Source organism: Shewanella algicola, assembly GCF_014648035.1.
In the GTDB taxonomy this organism is placed as follows: Bacteria; Pseudomonadota; Gammaproteobacteria; order Enterobacterales; family Shewanellaceae; genus Shewanella; species Shewanella algicola.
Genome location: NZ_BMQI01000003.1, coordinates 78,045 through 102,546 on the forward strand (window position 1 = coordinate 78,045; position 24,502 = coordinate 102,546).

Annotated in this window: 23 protein-coding genes; 6 read left to right on the forward strand and 17 right to left on the reverse strand. The window is 41.4% G+C overall.

Annotated elements, in window-relative coordinates:
• Position 1: 1 nt before the first annotated feature.
• Entirely contained in the window at positions 2 to 1,594 is a 1,593-nt protein-coding gene (gene nhaB, locus IEY42_RS02410; RefSeq protein ID WP_188923776.1) for a sodium/proton antiporter NhaB, read from the reverse strand.
• A 588-nt stretch (positions 1,595 to 2,182) separates the two neighbouring features.
• On the opposite strand from nhaB, the gene fadR reads away from it, so the two are divergent.
• Positions 2,183 to 2,902 (forward strand): fatty acid metabolism transcriptional regulator FadR, encoded by a 720-nt coding sequence (fadR, locus tag IEY42_RS02415; protein WP_188921585.1) that lies wholly within the window; start codon positions 2,183 to 2,185, stop codon positions 2,900 to 2,902.
• A 95-nt stretch (positions 2,903 to 2,997) separates the two neighbouring features.
• Here the strand turns inward: fadR and IEY42_RS02420 are convergent, their stop codons facing one another.
• From IEY42_RS02420 to sodB, 4 genes are all read right to left on the reverse strand, one after another.
• Positions 2,998 to 4,539 (reverse strand): SpoVR family protein, encoded by a 1,542-nt coding sequence (locus IEY42_RS02420; RefSeq protein WP_188923777.1) that lies wholly within the window; start codon positions 4,537 to 4,539, stop codon positions 2,998 to 3,000.
• Between the two features lie 9 nt (positions 4,540 to 4,548).
• Positions 4,549 to 5,817, reverse strand: a complete 1,269-nt coding sequence (locus IEY42_RS02425; protein WP_188923778.1) for a YeaH/YhbH family protein — start codon at positions 5,815 to 5,817, stop codon at positions 4,549 to 4,551.
• Between the two features lie 57 nt (positions 5,818 to 5,874).
• Positions 5,875 to 7,809 carry a PrkA family serine protein kinase gene (locus tag IEY42_RS02430; RefSeq protein ID WP_188923779.1) on the reverse strand — a complete coding sequence of 645 codons (1,935 nt, stop codon included), beginning with the start codon at positions 7,807 to 7,809 and terminating at the stop codon, positions 5,875 to 5,877.
• Between the two features lie 297 nt (positions 7,810 to 8,106).
• Positions 8,107 to 8,691 (reverse strand): superoxide dismutase [Fe], encoded by a 585-nt coding sequence (gene sodB, locus IEY42_RS02435; RefSeq protein WP_188921593.1) that lies wholly within the window; start codon positions 8,689 to 8,691, stop codon positions 8,107 to 8,109.
• A 422-nt stretch (positions 8,692 to 9,113) separates the two neighbouring features.
• On the opposite strand from sodB, the gene grxD reads away from it, so the two are divergent.
• On the forward strand, positions 9,114 to 9,455 hold the full coding sequence (gene grxD, locus IEY42_RS02440) for a Grx4 family monothiol glutaredoxin (protein WP_011637214.1): 342 nt from the start codon (positions 9,114 to 9,116) through the stop codon (positions 9,453 to 9,455).
• Positions 9,456 to 9,554: 99 nt separating this feature from the next.
• Here the strand turns inward: grxD and IEY42_RS02445 are convergent, their stop codons facing one another.
• Positions 9,555 to 10,784: a uracil-xanthine permease family protein gene (locus IEY42_RS02445; protein ID WP_188923780.1), complete on the reverse strand. Its 1,230-nt coding sequence runs from the start codon at positions 10,782 to 10,784 to the stop codon at positions 9,555 to 9,557.
• Between the two features lie 242 nt (positions 10,785 to 11,026).
• Here IEY42_RS02445 and IEY42_RS02450 point away from each other — a divergent pair, with 242 nt between their 5' ends.
• Together IEY42_RS02450 and hda are read left to right on the forward strand one after the other, a co-directional pair.
• Positions 11,027 to 12,124, forward strand: coding sequence for a DUF2066 domain-containing protein (locus tag IEY42_RS02450; RefSeq protein ID WP_188923781.1), 1,098 nt, complete (start codon positions 11,027 to 11,029; stop codon positions 12,122 to 12,124).
• Positions 12,125 to 12,210: 86 nt separating this feature from the next.
• Positions 12,211 to 12,921 (forward strand): DnaA inactivator Hda, encoded by a 711-nt coding sequence (hda, locus tag IEY42_RS02455; RefSeq protein ID WP_188923782.1) that lies wholly within the window; start codon positions 12,211 to 12,213, stop codon positions 12,919 to 12,921.
• Positions 12,922 to 13,224: 303 nt separating this feature from the next.
• On the opposite strand, the gene IEY42_RS02460 is transcribed toward hda, so the two are convergent.
• The 4 genes from IEY42_RS02460 to bepA form a co-directional block, all read right to left on the reverse strand.
• Positions 13,225 to 15,171, reverse strand: a complete 1,947-nt coding sequence (locus IEY42_RS02460) for a hypothetical protein (protein ID WP_188923783.1) — start codon at positions 15,169 to 15,171, stop codon at positions 13,225 to 13,227.
• A gap of 153 nt (positions 15,172 to 15,324) precedes the next feature.
• A complete protein-coding gene (locus IEY42_RS02465; protein WP_160052292.1) occupies positions 15,325 to 15,702 on the reverse strand; it encodes a DUF2069 domain-containing protein in 378 nt (125 codons plus the stop codon).
• A gap of 11 nt (positions 15,703 to 15,713) precedes the next feature.
• On the reverse strand, positions 15,714 to 16,070 hold the full coding sequence (arsC, locus tag IEY42_RS02470) for an arsenate reductase (glutaredoxin) (RefSeq protein WP_188923784.1): 357 nt from the start codon (positions 16,068 to 16,070) through the stop codon (positions 15,714 to 15,716).
• 85 nt (positions 16,071 to 16,155) lie between these two features.
• On the reverse strand, positions 16,156 to 17,625 hold the full coding sequence (gene bepA, locus IEY42_RS02475; RefSeq protein ID WP_188923785.1) for a beta-barrel assembly-enhancing protease: 1,470 nt from the start codon (positions 17,623 to 17,625) through the stop codon (positions 16,156 to 16,158).
• Positions 17,626 to 17,752: 127 nt separating this feature from the next.
• On the opposite strand from bepA, the gene IEY42_RS02480 reads away from it, so the two are divergent.
• Both IEY42_RS02480 and IEY42_RS02485 read left to right on the forward strand, forming a co-directional pair.
• Entirely contained in the window at positions 17,753 to 17,974 is a 222-nt protein-coding gene (locus IEY42_RS02480; protein WP_188921610.1) for a sulfurtransferase TusA family protein, read from the forward strand.
• A 28-nt stretch (positions 17,975 to 18,002) separates the two neighbouring features.
• Positions 18,003 to 19,082, forward strand: a complete 1,080-nt coding sequence (locus IEY42_RS02485; protein ID WP_188923786.1) for an AI-2E family transporter — start codon at positions 18,003 to 18,005, stop codon at positions 19,080 to 19,082.
• Between the two features lie 117 nt (positions 19,083 to 19,199).
• On the opposite strand, the gene IEY42_RS02490 is transcribed toward IEY42_RS02485, so the two are convergent.
• The 7 genes from IEY42_RS02490 to IEY42_RS02520 all read right to left on the reverse strand — a co-directional run bounded on the left by IEY42_RS02490 (position 19,200) and on the right by IEY42_RS02520 (position 24,327).
• Positions 19,200 to 19,448, reverse strand: a complete 249-nt coding sequence (locus tag IEY42_RS02490) for a DUF2897 family protein (protein WP_188923787.1) — start codon at positions 19,446 to 19,448, stop codon at positions 19,200 to 19,202.
• Positions 19,449 to 19,504: 56 nt separating this feature from the next.
• On the reverse strand, positions 19,505 to 20,242 hold the full coding sequence (kdsB, locus tag IEY42_RS02495; protein WP_188923788.1) for a 3-deoxy-manno-octulosonate cytidylyltransferase: 738 nt from the start codon (positions 20,240 to 20,242) through the stop codon (positions 19,505 to 19,507).
• 304 nt (positions 20,243 to 20,546) lie between these two features.
• Positions 20,547 to 21,161: a carbonate dehydratase gene (can, locus tag IEY42_RS02500; protein ID WP_188923789.1), complete on the reverse strand. Its 615-nt coding sequence runs from the start codon at positions 21,159 to 21,161 to the stop codon at positions 20,547 to 20,549.
• Positions 21,162 to 21,271: 110 nt separating this feature from the next.
• Positions 21,272 to 22,120, reverse strand: coding sequence for an alpha/beta fold hydrolase (locus IEY42_RS02505; RefSeq protein ID WP_188923790.1), 849 nt, complete (start codon positions 22,118 to 22,120; stop codon positions 21,272 to 21,274).
• Positions 22,121 to 22,157: 37 nt separating this feature from the next.
• Entirely contained in the window at positions 22,158 to 22,865 is a 708-nt protein-coding gene (locus IEY42_RS02510; protein WP_188923791.1) for a M15 family metallopeptidase, read from the reverse strand.
• Positions 22,856 to 23,986, reverse strand: a complete 1,131-nt coding sequence (gene dapE, locus IEY42_RS02515; protein WP_188923792.1) for a succinyl-diaminopimelate desuccinylase — start codon at positions 23,984 to 23,986, stop codon at positions 22,856 to 22,858. The genes IEY42_RS02510 and dapE overlap by 10 nt, the downstream gene beginning before the upstream one ends.
• Complete coding sequence (locus tag IEY42_RS02520) at positions 23,986 to 24,327, reverse strand: ArsC family reductase (protein ID WP_188923793.1); 342 nt, start codon at positions 24,325 to 24,327, stop codon at positions 23,986 to 23,988. The genes dapE and IEY42_RS02520 overlap by 1 nt, the downstream gene beginning before the upstream one ends.
• Between the last annotated feature and the right edge of the window lie 175 nt (positions 24,328 to 24,502).

Below are 24,502 nucleotides of genomic sequence, written 5' to 3' on the forward strand. Positions count from 1 at the left end.
ATTAATGGCCGCTAACCATACCGCCCAAATCTTTCGCCGAATGGTGAATAATTAAGTGGGAATCGTATAGTGATTGGGTCATATCGGTTAAGAAACCGGTTTCAATTGCCAGCACACCGACGATTGATAATACAATGGTGTACGGTAATGCCATCCACACCATACGACCATAAGAGAGTCGAATAAGTGGTGCAATTGCAGACGTTAACAAGAATAAAAATGCTGCTTGGCCATTGGGCGTGGCAACCGATGGTAGGTTAGTACCTGTGTTAATTGCTACAGCAAGCAAGTCGAACTGATCGCGGGTAATTTGACCGCTTAATAGCGCCGATTTAACTTCATTAATGTAAACCGTACCTACAAACACGTTGTCACTCACCATAGACAGTAAGCCGTTAGCAATATAGAAAATCACTAACTGCATATTGCCTTCATAACTCAGTGCCCATTGAATTACTGGCGCAAACAACTCTTGGTCAATAATTACACCGACAATCGCAAAAAAAACGGCTAATAATGCGGTAAATGGCAGGGCTTCTTCAAACGCTTTACCCAGCGCGTGTTCATCTGTTACGCCATTAAAGGCCGTTGCTAAAATGATGACAGATAAGCCAATTAAGCCAACAGAGGCTAAATGCAATGCTAAACCAACAATTAACCACACACCGATTAATGCTTGAATGACCAATTTCATTTTATCTTGGTTGGTTCTGTGCGAGTCTTCGTGCGCAGCATAATCCGTTAAAATGCGATGTACAGCATCAGGTAACTGCGCGCCGTAGCCAAACCACTTGAATTTTTCAACAAGGAAACAGGTTAAAATACCGGCTGCTAACACTGGCATTGTCACTGGTGACATACGTAAGAAGAACTCACCAAACTGCCAATGGGCTTGCGCTGCAATGATTAAGTTTTGTGGCTCACCCACCATGGTACACACACCACCTAAAGCAGTACCAATACCAGAGTGCATTAGTAAGTTACGTAAAAACGCTCTAAATGCTTCTAATTCATCATCGTTGAGTTGCCCAGATGATTCTGATGTATGATCATGGCCGTCGTTATCACTAAAGCTCTTGCCTGAGGCCACTTTGTGATAGATAGAGTAGAAACCTACTGCGACCGCAATGATAACCGCAATAACCGTTAAGGCATCTAAGAAGGCAGACAGAAATGCTGATGCAGTACAAAACATCAAAGATACAATAATTTTTGAGCGTACTTTTGTGATCATCTTGGTAAATACGAACAGCAATAGCTGTTTCATAAAGTAAATACCTGCAACCATAAACACTAAGAGTAAAAGTACTTCTAAGTTGGCTTCAATCTCATGCAGTACTTGCGTGGGGGATGTCATTCCAATCATGACCGCTTCAATCGCGAGTAATCCACCCGGTTGTAATGGATAACATTTTAATGCCATCGCGAGGGTGAAAATAAATTCTACGACCAACACCCATCCAGCGACGAATGGACTAACGTAAAAGAACAGCAGGGGATTGATGACTAAAAATGCCAAAATTGCATATTTGTACCACTTAGGCGAATTGCCTAAAAAGTTAACAAACAGCGCCTGACTCTTGGTTGCCTGCATTGCAGCCTCTCCAGTATTGTTATTGTGACAGTATTGGTACCATTTTTGATATCAAACAACACATCATTATTTTCAACAAGTTTGGGAGAATAGAGGCAAGTTCAGATTTAAAACTTGATGAAAATCAATATTTCATTAATTTTCATTAAAACCCTAGGCACGTTATTGGTATAAAACAGCCTGTTTTTTGTTGTAAAATAGCGATGTATTGCCTTAACAAACAATGCGTTAATTCACCTGTTAAATAGGTGTACGCGATATGGCCATTAAATTTGCCGTTAGTGTAGCGTAAGTAAAATCGAATTGTAATCTCGTTGCTTGGGCAAATAATCATACATCGCACTAACAAAACAGCTACATGAGTATATACTAAACTTGGTCGGTTTTATCGAGTAAAATCGCCTTATCATGATGATTCTAGTGGAGTAATGTGAGCTCTATTCAATAAATCAAATTTGAGTGATTCAGTGCAGGTTAAAAAATGTGCTTTAAAGGTATTGTGAATAAACAATGGTTTTTATTTTCTACCGCTCTGGTATGATCAGTGCAATATTTTCGCCATTGTTTAGCAATAGGATATGAAGGCTAATGATCATCAATGCCAAAGGCCCAGCAAGTTTTGCTGAGAAATACATTGTTCGTTCCATTTGGGAAAATAAGTTTCCACCCGGATCCATTTTACCGGCAGAACGTGAGCTTTCTGAACTCATCGGTGTAACGCGTACGACATTACGTGAAGTACTACAGCGTTTAGCACGTGATGGTTGGTTGAAAATTCAACATGGTAAACCAACCCAAGTAAACAACTTTTGGGAAACCTCCGGACTTAATATTCTCGAAACCATTGCCGATTTAAACCCAGATGGATTCCCATTATTGGTTGATCAGCTTATGTCCGCACGTGGCAATGTCAGTAATATTTATTTTCGAGCATCGATTAGACACAATCCAGACAAAGCGATTGCCGCTTTAGCAGGGATTCATTCGTTAGAAAATGATGCTGAAGCCTATGCTGAGTTTGATTACCAATTACATCACACCTTGGCTTTTGCGTCAGGAAACCCACTATATGTACTGATATTAAATGGTTTCAAAGGCTTGTATAACCGAGTAGGCCGTTTTTATTTTCAGAGCCAAGAAGCACGAGAGTTAACCATGCGCTTCTACGTTAAACTCGAACAACTCGCCAAAGACAAAAACTATGCCGATGTACCTGCATTAATGCGTAATAATGGCATTGAAAGTGGTAAGTTATGGCAAAAATTGCGTGATGACATGCCTGCTGAAATTGGTCATGACAATAGTTAAATCATTAATTAATGACATTAATATTGATTTAGATATCGATTAAGACATTGTCAGTGAGATAAAAAGCCAATCGTTAAACGATTGGCTTTTTTGATTTATGCGATGACATCGTGTGAACGAATATGCTCCTCTGTCGTTTCAGGGCAACTTGAAATGATTTTTATCATTCCCAGCTCATCCACTTGTTCTAACCTTGCATTAAAGCCCCACAAGCGATGTAAGTGCTTTAGAACTTCTTGATGATTGTCGGCCAGCGGGATGTTATCAAATGGTATGTAGCGTAACGTAATAGAGCGGTCACCATTGACTTGCACTTGTTGCACCTGAATATTTGGCTCGATATTGGATAAGTTATACTGCTGCGACATGATATTACGAATGTCTTGATAACCTTGCTCGTCATGAATCGCCGAAACGGCTAAGTGACTGCGTTTTTCATCGTCTAATATGCCAAATAATTTAAAATCCCTAATGACTTTTGGGGATAAATATTGGCTAATAAAACTCTCATCTTTAAAGTTTTGCATCGCAAAATGCACTGTTGTTAACCAGTCACTTCCGGCTATATCAGGAAACCAATGACGATCTTCATCCGTTGGGTGTTCGCAAATGCGTCTGATATCGACAAACATGGCAAAGCCAAGAGCATAAGGGTTAATCCCATTGTAATACGGGCTGTTATAAGAGGGTTGAGCAACTACTGCGGTGTGACTTTGCAAAAATTCGAGTATAAAGCGGTCGCTGACTTTTCCTGTATCGTATAGGTGGTTCAAAATGGTGTAATGCCAAAATGTGGCCCAGCCTTCATTCATGACCTGAGTTTGTTTTTGCGGGTAAAAATACTGCGCCATTTTGCGTACAATTCTCACCAGCTCACGTTGCCAAGGGGCTAATAATGGAGCGTTTTTTTCAATGAAATATAAAATGTTTTCTTGCGGCTCCTCAGGGAATATTTTATCACTCTTTTGCGGTGTCTGTTGTGGTTGAGTGGGTATCGTGCGCCACAAGTCGTTCACTTGGGTTTGCAGATAATCTTCACGCTCTTTTTGGCGAGCTTGTTCTTCTTTAAATGATACTTCAGAAGGGCGTTTATAACGGTCCACGCCATAATTCATTAGGGCATGGCATGAATCGAGGGTTAGCTCAACCTGCTCAATACCGTATTTAACCTCGCATTCTCGAATGTAATTTTTAGCAAATACTAAGTAATCAATAATGGAGCTGGCATCGGTCCAGGTTTTAAATAAATAATTATTTTTAAAAAAACTGTTATGACCATAACAGGCATGGGCCATAACAAGTGCTTGCATAGTGATGGTATTTTCTTCCATTAAGTAGGCAATACATGGGTCTGAGTTAATCACAATCTCATAGGCAAGGCCCATTTGCCCGCGTTTATACCCTTGCTCAGTTTCAATAAAACGTTTACCAAAAGACCAATGAGTATAACCAATGGGCATACCAATGCCGGCATAGGCATCCATCATTTGTTCTGCGGTAATGATCTCTATTTGATTAGGGTATGTGTCTAATTTAAAAAACTCAGCCGCGTTGGCAATTTCGTGTTGGTACTTTTCCAATAAGTCGAATGTCCATTCGGGTCCATCATCCAACGGTTTACGGGTTGCTTTAACCATGATTGCCCCCTATACAGCTTGTTTTTTAAAGAGTTCGCGAAATACTGGGTAAATGTCTTCGACTTCACGAATGTGTTGCACAGCAATATTATCAAATTGTTGCTGCAGATCCTGGTACTGATCCCATAAGGTTTGATGGGCTCGGTGGGTGATTTCGATATAACTGAAATAACGTACTTTAGGCAAAATATACTTAGCCAATAAGTCATGGCAATGGGGCGAATCATCGGACCAATTATCTCCATCAGATGCTTGCGCTGCGTAAATATTCCACTCGTTTTCAGGATAGCGAGCTTGTTGAATTTCGTTCATCAGTTTTAATGCGCTTGATACAATGGTACCGCCGGTTTCTTGCGAGTAAAAAAACTCATGCTCGTCAACTTCTTTGGCTTGGGTATGATGACGGATATAGACAACTTCAAGGTTTTTATAGCTGCGGGTTAAAAACAAATACAACAATATATAGAAACGTTTAGCGATATCTTTGGTGGCTTGATCCATTGAACCTGACACATCCATCAAGCAAAACATCACAGCCTGACTGGACGGCTTTTCACGTTTTGCATAATTGTTGTAACGTAAATCGAAGGTGTCGATAAATGGCACATTGGCGATTTGTTTTTTGAGCTGTTCAATTTGCTCTTTTAACGCGAGTATTTTTTCAGCTTTTGAGCCCGGCATATCTTGTAACTGCTCAAGCTCAGCCTCTAACTCCCTAAGCGCGCGTTTTTTACTGGCAGACATCGCAATACGGCGGGCTAGGGACGATCGCAGTGAACGAACAATATTAATATTGGCAGGCACGCCGTCATTGGTAAAACCTGCTCGATAGGTTTGATACTCAACCAACTTATTAAGGCGATTATTTTGCAAGTTAGGTAGCTCTAGGTCTTCGAACAACAGTTCTAGGTATTCATCTTTTGAAATATTAAAGACAAAATCGTCATTACCTTCGCCGCTGTCTGAAGCATCACCTTGACCCGCACCGCCTTGCCCACCACCACGTGGGCGTTGTATTTGGTCGCCACGATTAAACTGATCATTACCCGGATGGACACGATTACGCTTACCACCTTGACCTTGCCTAAACAGCGGTTCGCTTATGTCACGGGTAGGGATACTGATTTTTTCACCTTTATCAATATCGGTGACACTACGACGCGTCACCGCATCACTGACTGCTTTTTTGATTTGTTTTTTATAGCGTTCAATAAACCGCTGACGATTAACCGTGCTTTTTCCTTTAGCGTTGAGTCGTCTATCAATAAAATTTGCCATACGCCCCCCCAAGTCAAGGATCTGGCTGAGTAATTCTCAGCCAGGTCTGGGTGTTGATTACGATGATTTTCGAACGCGTAAATACCATTCAGACAATAATCGAACTTGTTTCTTGGTATAGCCTTTCTCCATCATCCGATTGACGAAATCATCGTGTTTACGCTGATCATCATTTGAGGTTTTGGCATTGAACGAAATAACGGGTAATAAATCCTCTGTATTAGAAAACATTTTCTTTTCAATCACTGTGCGCAGTTTTTCATAACTGGTCCACAATGGGTTATTACCTTCGTTGTTGGCTCTGGCACGTAAAACGAAGTTAACGATTTCATTACGGAAGTCTTTAGGATTACTTATGCCTGCAGGTTTTTCTATTTTCTCTAATTCAGCATTTAATGCACCACGGTCAAATAACTGACCGGTTTCAGGATCGCGGTATTCTTGATCTTGGATCCAAAAGTCTGCGTAGGTAACATAACGGTCGAAAATATTCTGGCCATATTCAGAATAAGACTCAAGATAGGCGGTTTGAATTTCTTTACCAATAAATTCAACATACTTAGGAATAAGATAGCCTTTTAAAAACTCAAGGTACTTTTCGCTGGTTTCACTCGGGAATTGCTCTTGCTCAATTTGCTTTTCGAGTACGTAGAAAAGATGCACTGGATTGGCAGCAATTTCAGCGCTGTCAAAATTAAACACCCGAGATAAAATCTTAAAGGCAAAACGGGTCGATAAACCTTGCATGCCTTCATCAACACCGGCGTAATCTCGATACTCTTGGTACGATTTTGCTTTAGGATCGGTGTCCTTTAAGCTCTCGCCGTTATACACCCGCATTTTAGAATAAATCGATGAGTTTTCTGGGACTTTTAAACGCGACAATACACTAAATTGCGCTAATGTCTCCAGAGTACCTGGTGCACATGGTGCCATCGATAATTCCGAGTTGGCCAATAACTTTTGATAAATGGCCATTTCTTCAGACACTCGTAAGCAATAAGGCACTTTGACAATATATACCCGGTCTAAAAACGCCTCGTTGTTTTTGTTGTTTCTAAAGGTCGACCATTCCGACTCGTTTGAGTGAGCCAAAATAATCCCTGTGTAGGGCAGTGCTGATAAACCCTCGGTACCGTTATAGTTACCTTCTTGAGTGGCGGTTAACAATGGATGTAGCACTTTAATTGGCGCTTTAAACATCTCGACAAACTCCATTAACCCCTGGTTAGCACGACACAGTGCGCCTGAATAAGCGTAAGCATCGGCATCATCTTGTGAGAAATGCTCAAGTTGACGAATATCTACCTTACCGACAAGGGCTGAAATATCCTGGTTGTTTTCATCACCGGGTTCGGTTTTCGCAATACCGATTTGATCTAATACTGACGGGTAGACTTTAACCACCCTAAATTTAGAAATGTCACCACCATATTGATGCAGTCGTTTTACTGCCCATGGAGACATGATTGTTTTAAGGTAACGTGCAGGAATTTTGTATTCGTTTAACAACAAGTCACGGTCTTCTTCAGGATCAAACAAACAAAACGGATGATCGTTAACCGGGCTGCGCATACCATCGGCACTGAGAATGTAAATGGGCACTTGTTGCATCAATGCTTTGAGTTTTTCTGCCAGCGATGATTTGCCGCCACCTACAGGTCCTAGTAAGTAGAGGATCTGTTTTGATTCTTCTAGGCCTTGAGCTGAATGCTTAAGGTAAGCCACAATTTGTTCAATGGAGTCTTCCATACCAAAAAAATCTTTAAAAGCCGGGTAGCTGGCGATAAGTCGGTTGGAAAAGATACGACTCAAAACGGGGTTTTTGGCGGTGTCGACCATCTGAGCTTCACCAATAGCCATTAATAATCGCTCAGCAGCAGACACATACGCGCTCTTGTCTTGCTTACAAATATCAAGAAATTGCTCTAAGGTGTATTCCTCGTCGAGTTTTTTCTCATAACGTTGTTGATAATGCTCAAAAATACCCATGGTAACCCCCTCAAAACAACGGTAGTCTTACTTTTAAAAGCCAGAGTGATGGGTGAGGATCTAGGTAATCAAGATGCTAGACCTATCCAGCTTATATTAGGTTTTACGACTAAAGTGTAGGACAGGCTAAAAGACTTCGCGAAGTTTTATTTAAAATAAATCAAATAAAAACAATGACAAACAGTAGCATTTGCAATAGTTGCAAAAATAGAAGTAGTAAGAAAGTTTTAATTTTAATGAATGACACACATAAAAAAGGAGCCCTGTAGGCTCCTTAAGTTTTGCTGCTAATTAAGATTATGCAGCAAAATTCTTGTTAACAAATTCCCAGTTAACAAGCTGCCAGAAGTGAGCTAAATATTCTGGACGTGCGTTACGGTAATCAACGTAGTATGCATGTTCCCATACATCTACCGTTAATAACGGAGTCACAGTTTCGTCAGTTAACGGAGTAGCAGCATTGCTAGTGTTAACGATAGCGAGAGAACCGTCAGCTTTTTTTACAAGCCAAGTCCAAGCGCTACCAAAGTTATTGACTGCAGAATCTGTAAACTTAGCTTTGAATTCTTCAAAAGAACCGAAAGATGCATTGATAGCTGCTGCGATATCGCCAGTTGCTTCGCCGCCAGCGTTAGGCGCTAAGCAGTTCCAGTAAAAAGTGTGGTTCCAAACTTGAGCTGCGTTGTTGAACATGCCACCTGTTGAAGTTTTAACAACTTCTTCTAGCGTTTTGCTAGCAAATTCAGTTCCTTCAACTAAACCATTTAGTTTTACCACGTAAGTATTGTGGTGCTTACCGTAATGGAACTCGATAGTTTCTTGTGAAATGTGCGGTTCAAGTGCGTTCTTTGCATAAGGTAATGCTGGTAGTTCGAAAGCCATTAGTATCTCTCCATGGATTCAGGTTATCGTTTTTGTTTACCCATCAGGTAACATTGCTCTAGTGCTATTGTACTGATTATTTTTGTGATGTGAATCATTGTTTAGGGAATTAACGTTAGCGTGAGGTCAAAATTGCATAGCAAATGGCTCATAGTGTTTAAACTAACGCTTTTGTTACATTTTTTAACAGGTAATGTGTTCTTTTTAAGCGATTTAATGTTCAAAAGCTTAATTAGGATATTATGCCTTAAGTTTATGTGGTTATAATTTAAGTGTTGGTTATGTTTAGGGTATTTTTATCTTTGATATAACCATTGATTTTATGGATTTTAAATAAACCTTACAATCTGTGGGATTTTGTTATTGGCTTAGGTGTCGTACAATAGCGATTAAATGTTCAGTCGTCGTACTTAGGAAATCAAATGGAAACTGTAGAAAAGATTAAACAGCAAATTAGTGAAAACCCAATTATTGTGTACATGAAAGGTTCGCCTAAATTACCAAGCTGTGGATTTTCATCTCAAGTGGCTCAGGTGATGATCAACTGTGGTGAACAATTTGCATTCGTGGATATTTTACAGCACCCAGATATCCGTGCTGAATTACCTAAATTTGCTAACTGGCCAACATTCCCACAATTATGGGTTGAAGGCGAGTTGATTGGTGGTTGTGACATCATCACTGAGATGTTCCAAAAAGGTGAGCTTCAACCCATCATCAAAGCGACAGCTGACAAGTTCCGTACTGAAGACGCTGCAGAATAACCGTTTTTAGATGTGTGTTTATTTACACACAATGAAAAAGCCCCAATTGCATAGTGCCATTGGGGCTTTTTGTTAACGCTTTAGTTGTTCACGCAATGTTTAGGCGTCTGCTTTATGCTTTTTAGCTGCGGGTAAAATCAAGTTCATTAAAATAGCAACAATACCGCACAAGCTGATGCCAGTTAAACTGAACGAACCGATACCAAATGCCATACCGCCAATGCCAAACACTAACGTCACACCAACAATACTGAGGTTACGTGCTTCGCTCAAATCCACTTGATGACGGATTAACGTATTTAAGCCTACCGCAGCAATAGAGCCAAATAATAAACACATAATCCCCCCCATGACCGGTACCGGAATGGTTTGCATTAATGCCCCCAGTTTACCGACAAACGCTAAAGTAATCGCCGTTACAGCGGTCCACGTCATGATGCGCGGATCAAAACTTTTGGTGAGAGTCACTGCGCCTGTTACTTCACTGTAGGTGGTGTTAGGTGGTCCGCCTAAAGCAGATGCAGCGATAGTGGCAATACCGTCACCGGTTAAGGTGCGATGTAAGCCTGGCTTTTTAAGATAGTCTTTACCGGTTACATTTGAAATCGCCAAAATATCACCAATGTGCTCAACTGCTGGGGCGATGGCGACGGGGATCATAAATAAAATGGCGTGCCAGTTAAACTCCGGCGCAACAAAGTTAGGTACTGCCAACCAAGCAGCTTGACTGACGGGCGTAAAGTCAACAATCCCAAACGCTAAACTGACGCCATAACCCACTAAAATACCCGCAAGAATGGGCATTAAGCGTACTAAGCCTTTGGCAAATACCGCAACTAAAACCGTTGTAGCTAACGCAGATAGTGAGATAAACAGGGCAGTATTTTGTTCAACAATAACAAGGCTACCATCACCACTTTTGCCTAAGGCCATATTGACCGCAACTGGGGCTAAACCCAAACCAATGATCATGATCACTGGGCCAACTACAACAGGAGGTAATAAGGTGTGAATAAAGTCGGTGCCGCGCAACTTAACCGTTAAGCCAAGTAGCATATACACAACCCCTGCCGCCATTAACCCACCCATAGTGGCAGGAATCCCCCAGGTTTGTACGCCGTATAAAATCGGGGCGATAAAGGCAAATGAAGAAGCAAGAAATATGGGGACTTGGCGTTTGGTGACGATTTGAAACAGTAGGGTACCGAAACCGGCGGTAAATAAGGCGACACTGGTGTCTAAGCCTGTGAGCAGTGGCATTAACACCAACGCACCAAAAGCGACAAATAACATTTGTGCGCCTTGAAGCGGAATTAACACGCGTTTCATATTTTTCTCCATCATTATTTAGAAGTAGGCGTGTGATTAAACGGCGCGAATTGTCACATAAAACCGGCTAATTTCATAACCTGTATTAGGTCTGTGTCGCGATTATAGTTATTTGATAACGCTACAATACTTGGTCAAATTGACCTTAGTGTTATGGTGCAGTCAAAAAGAGTTTTCGTTATCCATTTTTTATTATGATATAATTTTATTACTTATATCTGTTGCTGCGTTTATGTTATCTGATGCTGAAAAAACTAATTAATCTCATTGTGTTACCTTTAATTGCGTTAACTTCAATTTCAATTGTGCAAGCTGCTGAAGTGGGCAAGCTCGATGAAGCTGATATTGCGGTAAGTTCGCGTGCAAATGATGTTAAAAGCAATGCTTTGAAAGAAGCCCTCGCGGCAGTGTTTTTAAAAAATTCCGGTAACCCAAGTGTGGTGTTAAATCCGTTGATTAAAGCGCAGATAGATGAGCCTGAAATTATTTTGACTCAGTATGGCTTTTTTGAACAAAACGGTGAGCTCATGCTGAAAGCCAGTTTTGATCATCAACGCGTCATTGAAAAATTACGTCAAGCAGGGTTACCCGTGTGGGGGAGTCAACGTCCTTTGACCTTAATGTGGCTTTCTGTTGATGATAACAGTGAACCTACTATTCTTGCCGATGCCTCACAATCAGCTATCCGTGATGATTTAAGCCAGCAATCTACCAATAAAGGCATACCGGTTTTGTTGCCAGTGATGGACTTAGATGATGTGATGGGGGTGACTGTCAATGATGTTCGTGGCCGTTTTACCGACAGCGTTTTTATTGCTTCTGCTCGTTATCAGTCTGACTATTTTGCTATCGCCAATATTGAAAACCAAGGCAGCAGAGTGATGTTTTCAATTAGCCTATTTAATAAAGTGAGAACCAATGGTGTACTTCAACCTTTGGTGGCACAACAAGGTGAGGCGAGCGATAACCAACAAGCAATAAAACGCATGATGAGTATTTTAGCCGATTATTACATTAGCCAGTATGCGATAGCATCAACGGGCAGTAATGCTGCTACAGAGGTGAGCTTTAGCGGGTTAAATAATATGACTCAAGTTGTTAATGTTGAAGCTTATTTACGTCAGTTAAGCGCCGTTAAATCAATTAGTTTAAGCCAATTTAAAGGCAGCACTGCAACTTATAGTATCGCGTTATTTAGCAATGTTGATGATTTACAGCGTTTACTGAATATTGATAACCGTTTATCACAAATTGATACCATGGGCAGTGTTGAATCATTTTATCAACAACAAACAGAAATCGTTCAACCTAAACTGATGTATCAATGGTTGGGGCAATAACCTTATCAATGGTAGCGCTTTGTATTTACAGAGCGCTTACATGTATAATGACTTTAGTTCGTTTTTTGATTTTGAGACCTATCTGAGTGACACAAAACTCACCGAGACAATTATCTTTACCCGTTTATTTACCTGACGATGAAACCTTTCAGAGTTATTACCCTGCTTCGGGTAATGATGAGCTGATCCAAAAGCTTCAAGCCAGTGCTGAAGGTAAATTAACGTCTTCTTTGTATGTCTATGGTCCTGAAAAATCAGGTCGTACTCATTTAATGCATGCCGCTTGTGCACACGCGAATGATTTAGAACGTCGCACCTTATATATTCCACTTGGGATCCATGCCAGTATTTCACCCGCAATGTTTGAAGGGCTCGAGTCATTAGAGCTTATTTGCATTGATGATGTTGAAGCTATTGCGGGCCATCCTGTGTGGGAAGAAGCCATTTTTCATCTGTATAATCGTATAGCTGAGCAGCAAGATTGTTGTTTGATTGTCAGTGGTAATGCGTCGCCCTCAGAGGCGGGATTCTCCTTACCTGATTTAGTCTCGCGTATGCAATGGGGATTAATTTATCAGCTTCAACCCATGGCTGATGATGAAAAGCTCGCTGCATTACAACGCCGCGCGGCAATGCGCGGTTTACAGTTATCTGATGAAGTAGGGCGCTTTTTGCTCACCCGTATGGCACGTGATTTACGTACTTTATTTGACGTGCTCGATAAGCTTGATAAAGCCTCGATGGTACATCAGCGTAAATTGACGATTCCGTTCATTAAAGAAATGCTTAGGCTATAAATCACGCTTAGCCATGTCGCGAACACGCAGTCATACATTGTAAATGACAATAAAAAACGCCAAATGAATTCATTTGGCGTTTTTGTTTATCTAAATAACCTGAGCTTGGGATAAGGGGTGAACTTATGTTATTTAAAATCAAGATGTTACCCTCCCTCACTTTCAAGCTTGTCATTTGTTCTGCTAACAAGGCGAATTGACGCGTCAATAGTTAGCCTATTGTAAGTCGATTCAACGCCGTTAGCAGGGCAAAGGACTGTTTGAAAGGCGTTTATTATCCCGAACTCAGGTTAAATACAGTGACTAATGTACATGTTGGTCGCCACTAAACTGCAATGGTCGATTATCAATGACAGCACTATCAGACTGGTTAGAGACTTTTTGTGGTGATTTAGATTGATCCGCAGTTAAGACTAAATTCTGTGCCCAGGTTTGGCCTTTCACTAACGCAGCAGGCTCTGGTAAACCATCCATCACGAGTTGAGTGTCAATGTCGGGCAGCATTTGTCCGAGAACGTAGCTGGCGCGATCGCGCAATTCAGTTTGTCCAACTCGGCCGCGCACTCCCCATTCAACAGTAATGGTTGAGCTTGTTTGTACTTCTGGTTTATCTGTAATGGCGATATCACGTAAAGTGCCATAGCGATGGCTCATCATTATTTCTTCAAACAGCATGGCAACATCTTCACGTTTTGACGAGTAAGCATAATCATCATTTGCTAAATCATTAGCAAAAAACTCAGCGACATCACTGGGACTAAACGCTTTTTGAGTACTGTTTGCAGATTTCCCTGCGTATTGAACCTCAGCAAGGCCATACATTTCATCACTGAGTAATGGGTAACGCATTTGAAGTTGGTCTGATGGCATGTCATCGGTTGCTAAGCGACGATCAAACTCCTCTCTTAGGCTTGGCCCTTGCAGTGTGGCATGAATGCTTTGCGGGTAATAGTCATTAGCATGAGCCAGTTCGTGATACATGAGCCTTGCAAAATTAGAAGACATATCATCCATGGTGCGGTTGATACGGTTATCTTTTTCTATATATACACCTGCATAATCGTTATCTTTAACATAACGATATGGAGATAAGTATTTTAAATCTTCACCAAAACTGCTGCGATAGTCTGGGGTTTCGTTAATGGTGTCACGCTGTGCAGACGTCAGCCATAAATATTCAGGGTCGAGATAGATGGCTCCGATATAACCCGAATAATAAGCTGGCCTGATATCGTAACTAATAATGACCGCAGTCACGGATTGTAATAACTCAACAAAGTCAGTGTTTGTTTGTGCACGAAGATAAGTTTCAAAATTCTGTCCCATCCAGTCATGGGACACTACGACTCTATCCATTATGGTATCAATCGGGTCTGGCTGACTGTCTTGGCTTACAAATGGTAGCTCGTTGAGTATGTTACATGGGGCAATTTGCTGGTTAGAGTAAGTACAGTTAACAAGGTTATCGGCATAAGCTGAATCTGCTTTGTAGGGATGTACCCGTGCAAGAGGGTAAGTGATGTAAGCTTTCGATGGGATAGCTTGTTCTTTTGTGACAAGTAAATGTACATCATCACTGACAGTTTGGCCGTCAAAGGTTGCAGTGGCTTTTAGGCTAATAAGTTGGTCACTGTTTACGTCTGGTGCGTTAAACAGTGGTCGATTAATGTCAGTTAAATCGACGCTATTAAAACCTACGTTGTCGATGTTTGGGTACATGCACCAACTTATATCAGTGGGTACTTGGCCATTTATATTTTGAATTCTTAAACTAGCATCTATATTTGCCACCATCTGATGGTCATTGTTAATGCGTAAAATATTATCAGTAGAGTCAGCGGTTATAGACACTACCTCTTCATAATTGCTCGAACTGCCGGTTACCGTCACTTTAAAACTGTAGTTATCGTTACTGCTGGGTGTAAAGGCTAATACTGGGCTATTCACTGAGGCTAACTCAAGGCTAGGGCCTGAGACTTGTTGCCATAAAAACATACGACCGGCACTATTTTGATCGGCTATTGATGCGGTAATACTGCCAGGTTTATTGGCGGCATAATCTTGTTCAACGATAAAAACCAGTTCAGAATCGGTGGAGATTAAGCTTGTGCTTGAATCGTCACTGCAAATCTCAAAAGCTGAAGAGAATGGTATGCCTGAGTTATCATCAGAAGAGTCACTGCCACAGGCTGTGAGTAATATAGTACTGGCTATAAGACTGTAAAAGCCTACATTACGCGATGCATTCATTAAACGACTCCATGTTTATTTTTAGAATTATAAAATATACTTATATAACATCTTGTTAACACGCTAACCTAACACGCATTGTTTATTAAATGCAATAAACAAAAAAAGCGCCCAAAGGTGCTTTTTTAATAAAACAATTTAAATGTTAGAACACTATTTTTGTTCAGATTTTTTCTTTAATCCTAAGCCTAATTCGCGGCCGCGTTTGCGGGCATAGAAAGGAAAGGTAACCAATAAAATACAAATCAACACAGATTCAATCAGTGCAAAGGCAAACGCGTCAGTGGTGATATAAGCTAGGGTTAAGCCATGTAGCAAATACACACATAAAATAAAGCTGGCCCAGGCATAGGTGTAAGGGTTACCGGTAATAATGCCCTTTAGCGGAAAGAGTAATGGGACAATCCAAATTAGACTAAAACCAAGTGAATAAGTGCCATTTAAGCCTTGTTGTATAAACCAGCCACTAAGTAGCAAGAGTAGAGCAAGGTAACCAATACGGCTGAGTTGGAACAAGGTTTGTGTGGTCATTATGTTACTCGTTACAGAATAGATAAAACATTTTCAGGTGGACGGCCAATAGCTGCTTGATTATTAGCCAGTACGATTGGGCGCTCAATTAACTTTGGTGTGGCGACCATAGCACTAATCAGTTGTGCTTCAGTCAGTGCTGGGTCAGCTAAATTTTGGGCTTTATACTCGTCTTCTTTGGTGCGCATCATTTCGCGGGCGCTAACACCGAGTAACGATAAAATATGATTGATTTCAGCTTCACTAGGCGGTTGTTTTAAGTACTCAACCACAGTGATGTCTGCACCATTTGCTTCTAATAATGCAAGTGTCTCACGGCTTTTTGAGCAACGAGGGTTGTGTAGAATAGTCGTTTTAGTTTTTGTCATGTTTATTTTCCGTCATAAAAAATGGCAAACAATACGTTTGCCATTATTCTATCAAAAAATTATGCGTAAAGAGATACAGTTATACCTACTTAAACTGGTCCATTTCTCTGTCAGCTTGTCTGAACTGTCTTATCCGGGCTTCAATTCGGGCTAATTGCAACGTTTTGCCTTCTGAGTAACGGTAAGCGTAGTTTAATTGGTCAATTGCACCTTGATAGTTTGCTGTAAGCGCCATAACTTCAGCATTGCTGTAATACTCTAATGCTTTGTTATCGAGCTTGCGGTAAGCATCGGACATAATTTGATAAGGCAGCATGTTTTGCTTGTCGAAAAAGATTGTTTCTTCCAGCAATGGGATGGCTTTAGTGGGTTGTTCTGCTTCAACATAAATATTGGCAAGGTTAATATTAATCACTTGTGACGTAGGTTTTAATTTTCGCTGTGACTCTAATAGCGCAATGGCTTGTGGGTAAGCCTTTTTTTGAGCCAATAAGTCGGTTTTAGTATCGATATAGAACAAATTATTGTCATCATTTTTCAATAGCTCATCAATGATGACTTCTGCCTGTTCAAACTTTTCTAAGCGAAACAATGCTAAGGCTTTACCGTAAAGCGCCGCATCTTTGTGGGTATATTCGCGTTTTTTTAATTGCTGCTCAAATAGTGACAATGCCGCATCATCACTAAAGCTTGAAAATCGTACTTGAATCCGCGCCTTAGCTAGTTGATACAGTAAACTATCTGGAACATACCGTGCGGGATATTGAGCCGCACGGTTACGGGCTTCTGTTATCCGAGATTCAGGTAATGGGTGAGTTAATAGCATTTGTGGCGGGGTGGTTGAAAAACGGTAACGTACAGCCAATTGTCCAAAGAATGTCGCCGCTGCATTAGGGTCAAAACCGGCATCAACTAAAATCTGCATACCAATGCGGTCGGCTTCTTTTTCGTGGAGTCGGGTGTAGTTAATTTTCGATTGCGTTGCAAGGGCTTGGGTGGTTGCCAGTGCCGCGATACCCACTTGTGGCGCTGCGATGGTCAGTAATATCGCGCCTAGCATCCCTGCAATGGTTGCCGTTGAGCTTTTTTGTTGTGCCTCAATAGAGCGTGCTAAATGGCGTTGCGTCACATGGCTAATTTCGTGGGCCAAAACTGAGGCGAGTTCACTTTCATTGTTAGCATTTAAAAATAGTCCGGTATGCACACCAACATGGCCACCAAAAAAGGCAAACGCGTTAATTTCATCATTACGCAATAAGAAGAAATAAAACGGGGTTTTAACGCCTGTTGCGTTGGCCACCAGTTTATTACCGAGCTCGGATAAATATTGGCTTAACACCGGATCGTTTAAAACGGGCGCACTTGAGCGGATAACTCGCATGTATGCGTCGCCATACACGCTTTCTTTCTCTAGACTGAAGGTATTAACGGCTGCGGTGCCAAGATCTGGAAGGTCGTTATTGGCAAAGCTATGGGCAATACTGCCCGCCAGCACAATACTTATCGCTGTGGCTGTTAATGCTTTAGAAAAACTTGATAATGATAATTTACGCAAGCGAAACCTATAATGCTAAATGAGTCGTAAGTTCTTGGCTTAACGCACAAGTTGGTTTTGCAACATCGCTTGTGGTTTAGTGTTCAAGCTAGGATAATAGCCCTAGAATGATTAAAGCAAGTTCATAATGATTTTTATTGATTTAACCCCATATTCTTGCCCTTATCCTTTAGTGAAAGTGAAGCTTTTACTCAAGCAGATGCAAGTGGGTGAAACCTTACATGTTTTACTCTCTGACCACGGCTCACGCCGAGATGTTCCCTTGTTAATGAAAAAAATGGGTTTTGGTATTGAAATCGTCACTGATGAGTCGCATTGTTTATCCGTGATTATCACCAAAACAAACTAATTTAGCGTTTTAATATAAAGGTTGTTCAATGCTGTCATTTTTAACTGAATGGTACAAAAACCGTTTTAGCGATCCCCATGCCATTACGTTGATGTTTATTATTGTAGGTATTGGTTTGGCGTTGTACTTTGGTGCCGGGTTACTTGCGCCTTTGTTGATTGCGCTAGTATTGGCATTTTTACTTGAGTGGCCAGTGGCGCAGATGTCTCGTTTAGGGATTAGCCGTACTGCAGCCGCCAGTATTGTATTAGTTGCATTTTTAGGGTTAATGTTGATTTTAATGTTAGGCCTAGCCCCAAGCATTTGGCGTCAAGGCGTGTCATTAGTGGCAGATTTACCCACGATGATTGATAAAGGGATGTCAATTGCCAAAGGGTTAAGTGCCGAATACCCGCAATTTATCAGTGCAGCACAACTGGATTCTATGATGGAAGAAATCAATAAAATGCTAGACACTCAACATTTACTTGATTTGGGTAAACAAATTTTAGGGTATTCTGCATCGTTATTAGTGTTGATGGTTTACGCGATTTTAGTGCCTTTGTTAGTGTTTTTCTTTTTAAAAGACAAAGATCAATTATTAAAAGGCAGTAAGCGCTTTTTCCCGGACAATCGGGATTTAGCCAGAAAAGTATGGCTTGAAATGGACCAACAGATTTTCAATTATATCCGAGGTAAGGTGATTGAAATTGTGATTGTAGGCGTGGTGAGTTATATCGTGTTTGCTTTGATGGGCTTACGATACTCAGCCTTATTAGGCGTATTAACTGGCCTGTCGGTGCTTATTCCGTATGTTGGGGCAACCTTAGTGACGCTTCCTATTGCGTTAGTGGCGTTCTTTCAATGGGGTTTTAGCCCTGAATTTGGCTATTTGATGCTGAGTTACGGCGTTATTCAAGCGCTCGATGGTAATGTGTTGGTGCCATTGCTGTTTTCTGATGCGGTAGATTTGCATCCTGTGGTTATCATTGCTGCGGTGCTAGTGTTTGGTGGTCTGTGGGGCGTATGGGGCGTATTTTTTGCCATCCCATTAGCCTCGTTAGTTAAAGCTGTTTTAAATGCCTGGCCTAATGCAGAGTCACCTAAAATGACCCTAGACAGTGAATAAGCACCAAGCGACTATCTCTAACACATAATCGGTTATAAATCATCGCGAATAAATAAAAAACGCTAGCAGGTTAACTTGCTAGCGTTTTTTATGGCACTATTTTGCGTGAATATTTATCTATTCACTTTTAGATTTACTGTCTGTGATATCAGTGTTGTTATCACTTGTTGAATCATCTAAGTCTACCGGAGAGGTTGAATCGTCTTGCGCTTCATCTTTGGGCTTTTCTGATGATTTACCCTCTTTAGGATCGCCAAATTGCGGCATTTTAAATTTAGCCGAGTACTTTAACACTGCAATATTACTGGCAATTACGCCTAAGACTAAAATGATTATCAGCCAAACTTCATAACCTTCTAAACTCATGTGTCACTCCAGTTAATTTGCGCCATATACATCACATCATGGACGCGGAAATGGATTTAGCTTGTTGCTAAAATGCGTTCACACTTTTCAATATCATCAGGTACGTCAACTTCAGGTGCATTGTAATGACTGATCACTACTTTAATTTTGTGACCATTCTCTAAAGCACGTAATTGCTCAAGCTTTTCAATGTCTTCTAGTCTGCCTACGGGTAACTTGGCAAAGGCATTAATAAAGCGCTTAGTATAAGCATAGACACCAATGTGTTTGTAAACAGGATGGTCTTTAATATCACGGCCAAATGGAATACACGCGCGCGAGAAGTACAATGCATTGTAGTCGTTATCAAATACCACTTTAACGTGCATTGGGTCGTTTAATTCTTTTTCTTCGGTAATTTGAAATCCCAGTGTTGCCATTTCAAATTCACCTGGCTGCTGTTGAAACAAGCTTACCATTTGTTCAATTGAACTTGGGTCAATAAGGGGTTGGTCGCCTTGTAAATTAATGACTAAGTCGTCTTCACCTAAACCTAAACGTTCAATAGCATCGTTAATACGGTCAGTACCAGATGCGGCATCTGGATCTGTCATGACCGCTTTACCACCAAAGGCTTCGACTGCATTTTTAATTCGATCATCATCAGTGGCAACAAAGATATTGTCGATACCTCTAGCCAGTGCCGCTCGTTCATACACGCGTTGGATCATAGGCTTACCCGCAATGAGTGCGAGGGGTTTGCCTGGAAAACGGCTTGAGCCATAACGTGCAGGAATGATAAGAGTAACGTTCATTAAATTAGCCTTACTGGTTGTAGACAATATCTATTGAGGATAAACGACACCTCAATAACAGAATATGTTGTGAGTTAACCGCAACTTGGGTTAGCAGATGAAGTTTATTATATACAAGGTAATATTTTTATCTGCATCTTTCGTTAATTCATCCCGACATCAAGGGATGGATGTTTAAAAAACTCGCGGTTGATGTTGTTTTATCAAAAAGTTAACTCGCAAGCCGTTGACGATTAACATAAACAAAAGCCTGCGAAATATCCTCTGTAGGATAATGCAGGCCAATGTTTAAGTGATGTGATATTTACGGAATATCACGACCATGAACACGGTCAACCGTGACATCTAAGTCTGTGAGTAACCCATTGTTAATGCCGTAGATCCAACCATGAACGGCGACATCTTGGCCGCGATCCCATGCTTCTTGAATAATATTGGTCGATACCACGTTTGACACTTGCTCCATGACGTTTAATTCACATAAACGGTCAAAACGCTGTTGTTCTGTCATTGATTCAAGATCTGCATGATGAATACGATGAATGTCACGTAGATGGCCAAGCCAGTTATCAATTAAGCCAAAGCGTTCGGTACCCATTGCGGCGCGCACACCGCCACATCCATAGTGACCAACGACCATAATGTGCTTCACTTTTAATACATCAACCGCGTATTGCAGTACCGATAAGCAGTTTAAGTCGGTATGAATCACCATGTTGGCAATATTTCGGTGAACAAATACTTCACCGGGTAATAAATCAATAATCTGGTTCGATGGTACGCGGCTATCTGAACAACCAATCCATAGGTATTCTGGATTTTGTTGTTTGGCAAGTTGTTCAAAAAAAGTCGGATCTTCTTTATTGATCCGTTCAGCCCACCGGCGATTATTATCAAATAATGGTTTAAGAAGTTTCATTGGCGCTCTGATTTTTTGACTAGGTTGCCTGTGACGATTCACAGACAATATGAAATTTTGTAACGAGTATATCAGCAATGTAGAGGGATCTGGTCTATCCATCTTGTTGATTAATTAAAATTCACTTTACTCAAAAAATCAATAAGATGCTGGTTGAAAAACTCGGCTTGCTCGATATTTGCCAAATGTCCAGCTTGATCAATATGCAATAATTGACTGCCATCAATACAATCATGCATTAAATAGCTTTCTAATGCTGTACGTAAGTAACCATTTAAGCCAACCGCAATTAAGGTCGGTAACGTTAACGTCTCAACAGACTCTAAGGTGTCGCGTTTAAAAATCGCCATATTAGCAAACTTAAGTAACGGGGGGACTTGCACTGCATTTATGTCGGTTAGCTGTTGATTAAACTGTTCAATGGCTTGGGTTAATGCCACATTTTGCTGACTGAGCAGCATGGCATCTTTACTGAAAAACAACTCTGTTAAGCTAGTTGCTAATGCCGTGGGCATAGCCTGAGCATTAGCCACTTGTGCCATAAAACCTTGATACTTTACACAGTTAACTTGTGGTTCAAAGCCGACAAAACTGTTGAGCATAACTAAGCCTTGTACTCGGGCAGGGGCCATGAGCACCATTTCTGCGGCAATAGCTCCACCACTACCATGGCCAATGACAGCAAAGTTGCTCACCTCAAGTGTATCCATTAAATCGAGTAAGTCTTTGGCAACATCTTGTAAATTTTCACAACGTTCTGGCAGGGTTTTACTCTGACCATGCCCCCAAAAATCAACGGCGATACAGCGGTATTGCTTGGTTAACTCGGTTATCTGAGCTTGCCACATTTGGCTGCTTGCCAACAAACCGTGACAAAAAAGTAAGACAGGCCCTGTGCCTTGGTCAACATAGTGAAGAGGGTGTTGGTTGATGGTTTTACGGGTTAATTGTAATGACATTTAGCTGGCTCATAAAATAAAAAGTAGTACGCAGGCATTAAGCCGGAGAGGACGCGACATAAAAAACATAGTGATCAACTAATTCAGCTAATCGCTCGAGTAGCGGCGATTGTAATGCTATTTCTGCGCCAGACAATACTTTAGCTAATTCGGTAGAGTTAAATTGGGCTAAGTAGTTATCCGCGATGGCGTAATAGCTTAAATGCCACGGCTCAGGGCTTACGCCACTTTGTTGTGTTTGATACGGGAAGTAAAAACCATATTGGCTTGCATGTTGTTGTAACCATTGATGCATTGCCGCGCATGGGCCAGAGCCTTGATATTCAGCACTGACTAATTGCAGCGATTGTTTATTGATTTGCTTGGCATCAAACACATCAATATCGGTGCCCCAATGGTGTCTCGATGCGCCGGGTAAGGCAGACCAAATCAAAATCGTGTCGATAAGCTGTTGTTCTGACAAGGAAGCATAATCAATAGGTTGCGATGCTTTATCAAGCAAAGGTCGAGTGCCAGAGGCTTTGGCATTCCAAATATGCACTTGGCGATCAAAAGGTCGATAAGCTGAGCAAAGCTGCAAGTCTATGCCACTATTTGCAGCGGCGAGTTGCATATTGCTAAAGGCCGCTGCCGTGTGCTGCTCGAGTAAAAAATCCCCAACGGCAACTAAATGTTGGCTGTCTAAGCCATACAATTTAGCTTGCTGCTGGGGAATATCAACATTGAGCGTTGGGGTTAGTCGCACAACAATTTTTCCAAAATGCGCTCATAACAATTCGCTAGGACTTCTAAATCTGACACTTTAACGCATTCATTCACTTTATGAATGGTGGCATTGACAGGGCCAAGCTCAATGACTTGGGCGCCGGTTGGGGCAATAAAACGCCCATCAGAGGTGCCGCCAGAGGTTTGTGGGTCGGTGTCATAGCCTGTCACTTCACGAATGGCGTCTCGGGTTGCCTCAAGCAGTGGGCCATCGCCTGTTAAAAACGGTAATCCATTAAACACCCAGTCAATATCGTAATCGAGCCCGTGAGCATCAAGAATGTTAACCACACGGGTAATTAATTCTTCAGCGGTCACTTCAGTCGAGTAACGGAAGTTAAACATCACTTTTAAATCGCCAGGGATCACATTCGATGCACCTGTACCGCCATTGATGTTGGCAATTTGAAAACTGGTCGGTGGGAAAAATTCGTTACCATTGTCCCAATGCATTTGCGCAAGTTCTGCTAGTGCTGGCGAGGCTTTGTGAATTGGGTTGTCGGCAAGGTGAGGGTATGCCACATGACCTTGAATGCCATTAACCGTTAAGTTGCCAGTTAAGCTGCCACGACGGCCGTTTTTAACTACATCGCCTAACTTATGGGTTGATGATGGCTCGCCCACTAATGCCCAGGTGATCTTTTCATTACGGGCTTCTAGAGTGTCGATGACCCGCGTGGTGCCGTTAATAAATGGGCCTTCTTCATCACTGGTAATCAAATAGGTAATCGAGCCGTTATGGTCAGGATGATTTGCCACAAAACGTTCAGTCGCGATAATCATTGCCGCTAATGAACCTTTCATGTCAGCTGCGCCGCGACCATGGATATAATCATCAATGATGGTTGGCTCAAACGGTGGGGTATGCCAGCGGTTTAAATCACCTGCCGGTACCACATCGGTGTGGCCGGCAAAACAAAATACTGGTTGGCCTTTGCCGCGTCTTGCCCACATATTAGTGGTGTCTTCAAACACCATTGGTTCAATATCAAAACCAATGGCTTCAAGGCGGTTAGCCATTAATGTTTGACAGCCCTCATCCAACGGAGTGACCGATGGACGCGAGATTAAGTCTTTTGTTAACTCAATAACTTCATTCATTATGCAAACCACGCTTGATATTGTTCTGGTTTAAAGCCGATAAGGATGCTGTCTTGTTTAACCAGAACAGGGCGCTTTATTAAGGTTGGATGTTGCAGCATTAAGGCAATGGCTTTGTCTTGGGTGATGTCAGATTTTTCGGCATCGGTTAATCCGCGAAAACTGGTGCTGCGTTTATTAAATAGGGCTTCCCAGCCGACAATGTCTACCCATTGTTTTACGGTATCAGCGGTTAAGCCGTCTTCACGAAAATCATGAAAGGTGAAATCAATTTTTTCGGCTTCTAACCATTTGCGCGCCTTACGCACAGTATCGCAATTTTTAATGCCGTATAAAGTCAAAAGAAAACTCCCTTTTTTCGGTGAGGTAATAAATGGGTTTAGCGACTGTTGTAGAGGCTAGGCCGTTGTTGCTAAAAATGATGCTGATATTGTGGCATTGAGTCGCAGCTTGAACAAGGTTATTGCGGGCATTTGAATAGATTTCATAAAATGCAAGCCACGGGCACTTGCATTT

Coding starts and splice junctions, on each gene's coding strand:
- IEY42_RS02485 (WP_188923786.1), top strand. CDS start 18,003: ATGCTGTCATTTTTAACTGAATGGTACAAAAACCGTTTTAGCGATCCC.
- IEY42_RS02420 (WP_188923777.1), bottom strand. CDS start 4,539: ATGGTTAAAGCAACCCGTAAACCGTTGGATGATGGACCCGAATGGACA.
- IEY42_RS02460 (WP_188923783.1), bottom strand. CDS start 15,171: ATGAATGCATCGCGTAATGTAGGCTTTTACAGTCTTATAGCCAGTACT.
- nhaB (WP_188923776.1), bottom strand. CDS start 1,594: ATGCAGGCAACCAAGAGTCAGGCGCTGTTTGTTAACTTTTTAGGCAAT.
- IEY42_RS02505 (WP_188923790.1), bottom strand. CDS start 22,120: ATGTCATTACAATTAACCCGTAAAACCATCAACCAACACCCTCTTCAC.
- IEY42_RS02480 (WP_188921610.1), top strand. CDS start 17,753: ATGATTTTTATTGATTTAACCCCATATTCTTGCCCTTATCCTTTAGTG.
- IEY42_RS02445 (WP_188923780.1), bottom strand. CDS start 10,784: ATGAAACGCGTGTTAATTCCGCTTCAAGGCGCACAAATGTTATTTGTC.
- grxD (WP_011637214.1), top strand. CDS start 9,114: ATGGAAACTGTAGAAAAGATTAAACAGCAAATTAGTGAAAACCCAATT.
- IEY42_RS02465 (WP_160052292.1), bottom strand. CDS start 15,702: ATGACCACACAAACCTTGTTCCAACTCAGCCGTATTGGTTACCTTGCT.
- arsC (WP_188923784.1), bottom strand. CDS start 16,070: ATGACAAAAACTAAAACGACTATTCTACACAACCCTCGTTGCTCAAAA.
- can (WP_188923789.1), bottom strand. CDS start 21,161: ATGAAACTTCTTAAACCATTATTTGATAATAATCGCCGGTGGGCTGAA.
- sodB (WP_188921593.1), bottom strand. CDS start 8,691: ATGGCTTTCGAACTACCAGCATTACCTTATGCAAAGAACGCACTTGAA.
- fadR (WP_188921585.1), top strand. CDS start 2,183: ATGATCATCAATGCCAAAGGCCCAGCAAGTTTTGCTGAGAAATACATT.
- IEY42_RS02425 (WP_188923778.1), bottom strand. CDS start 5,817: ATGGCAAATTTTATTGATAGACGACTCAACGCTAAAGGAAAAAGCACG.
- IEY42_RS02490 (WP_188923787.1), bottom strand. CDS start 19,448: ATGAGTTTAGAAGGTTATGAAGTTTGGCTGATAATCATTTTAGTCTTA.
- IEY42_RS02430 (WP_188923779.1), bottom strand. CDS start 7,809: ATGGGTATTTTTGAGCATTATCAACAACGTTATGAGAAAAAACTCGAC.
- dapE (WP_188923792.1), bottom strand. CDS start 23,986: ATGAATGAAGTTATTGAGTTAACAAAAGACTTAATCTCGCGTCCATCG.
- kdsB (WP_188923788.1), bottom strand. CDS start 20,242: ATGAACGTTACTCTTATCATTCCTGCACGTTATGGCTCAAGCCGTTTT.
- IEY42_RS02450 (WP_188923781.1), top strand. CDS start 11,027: ATGCTGAAAAAACTAATTAATCTCATTGTGTTACCTTTAATTGCGTTA.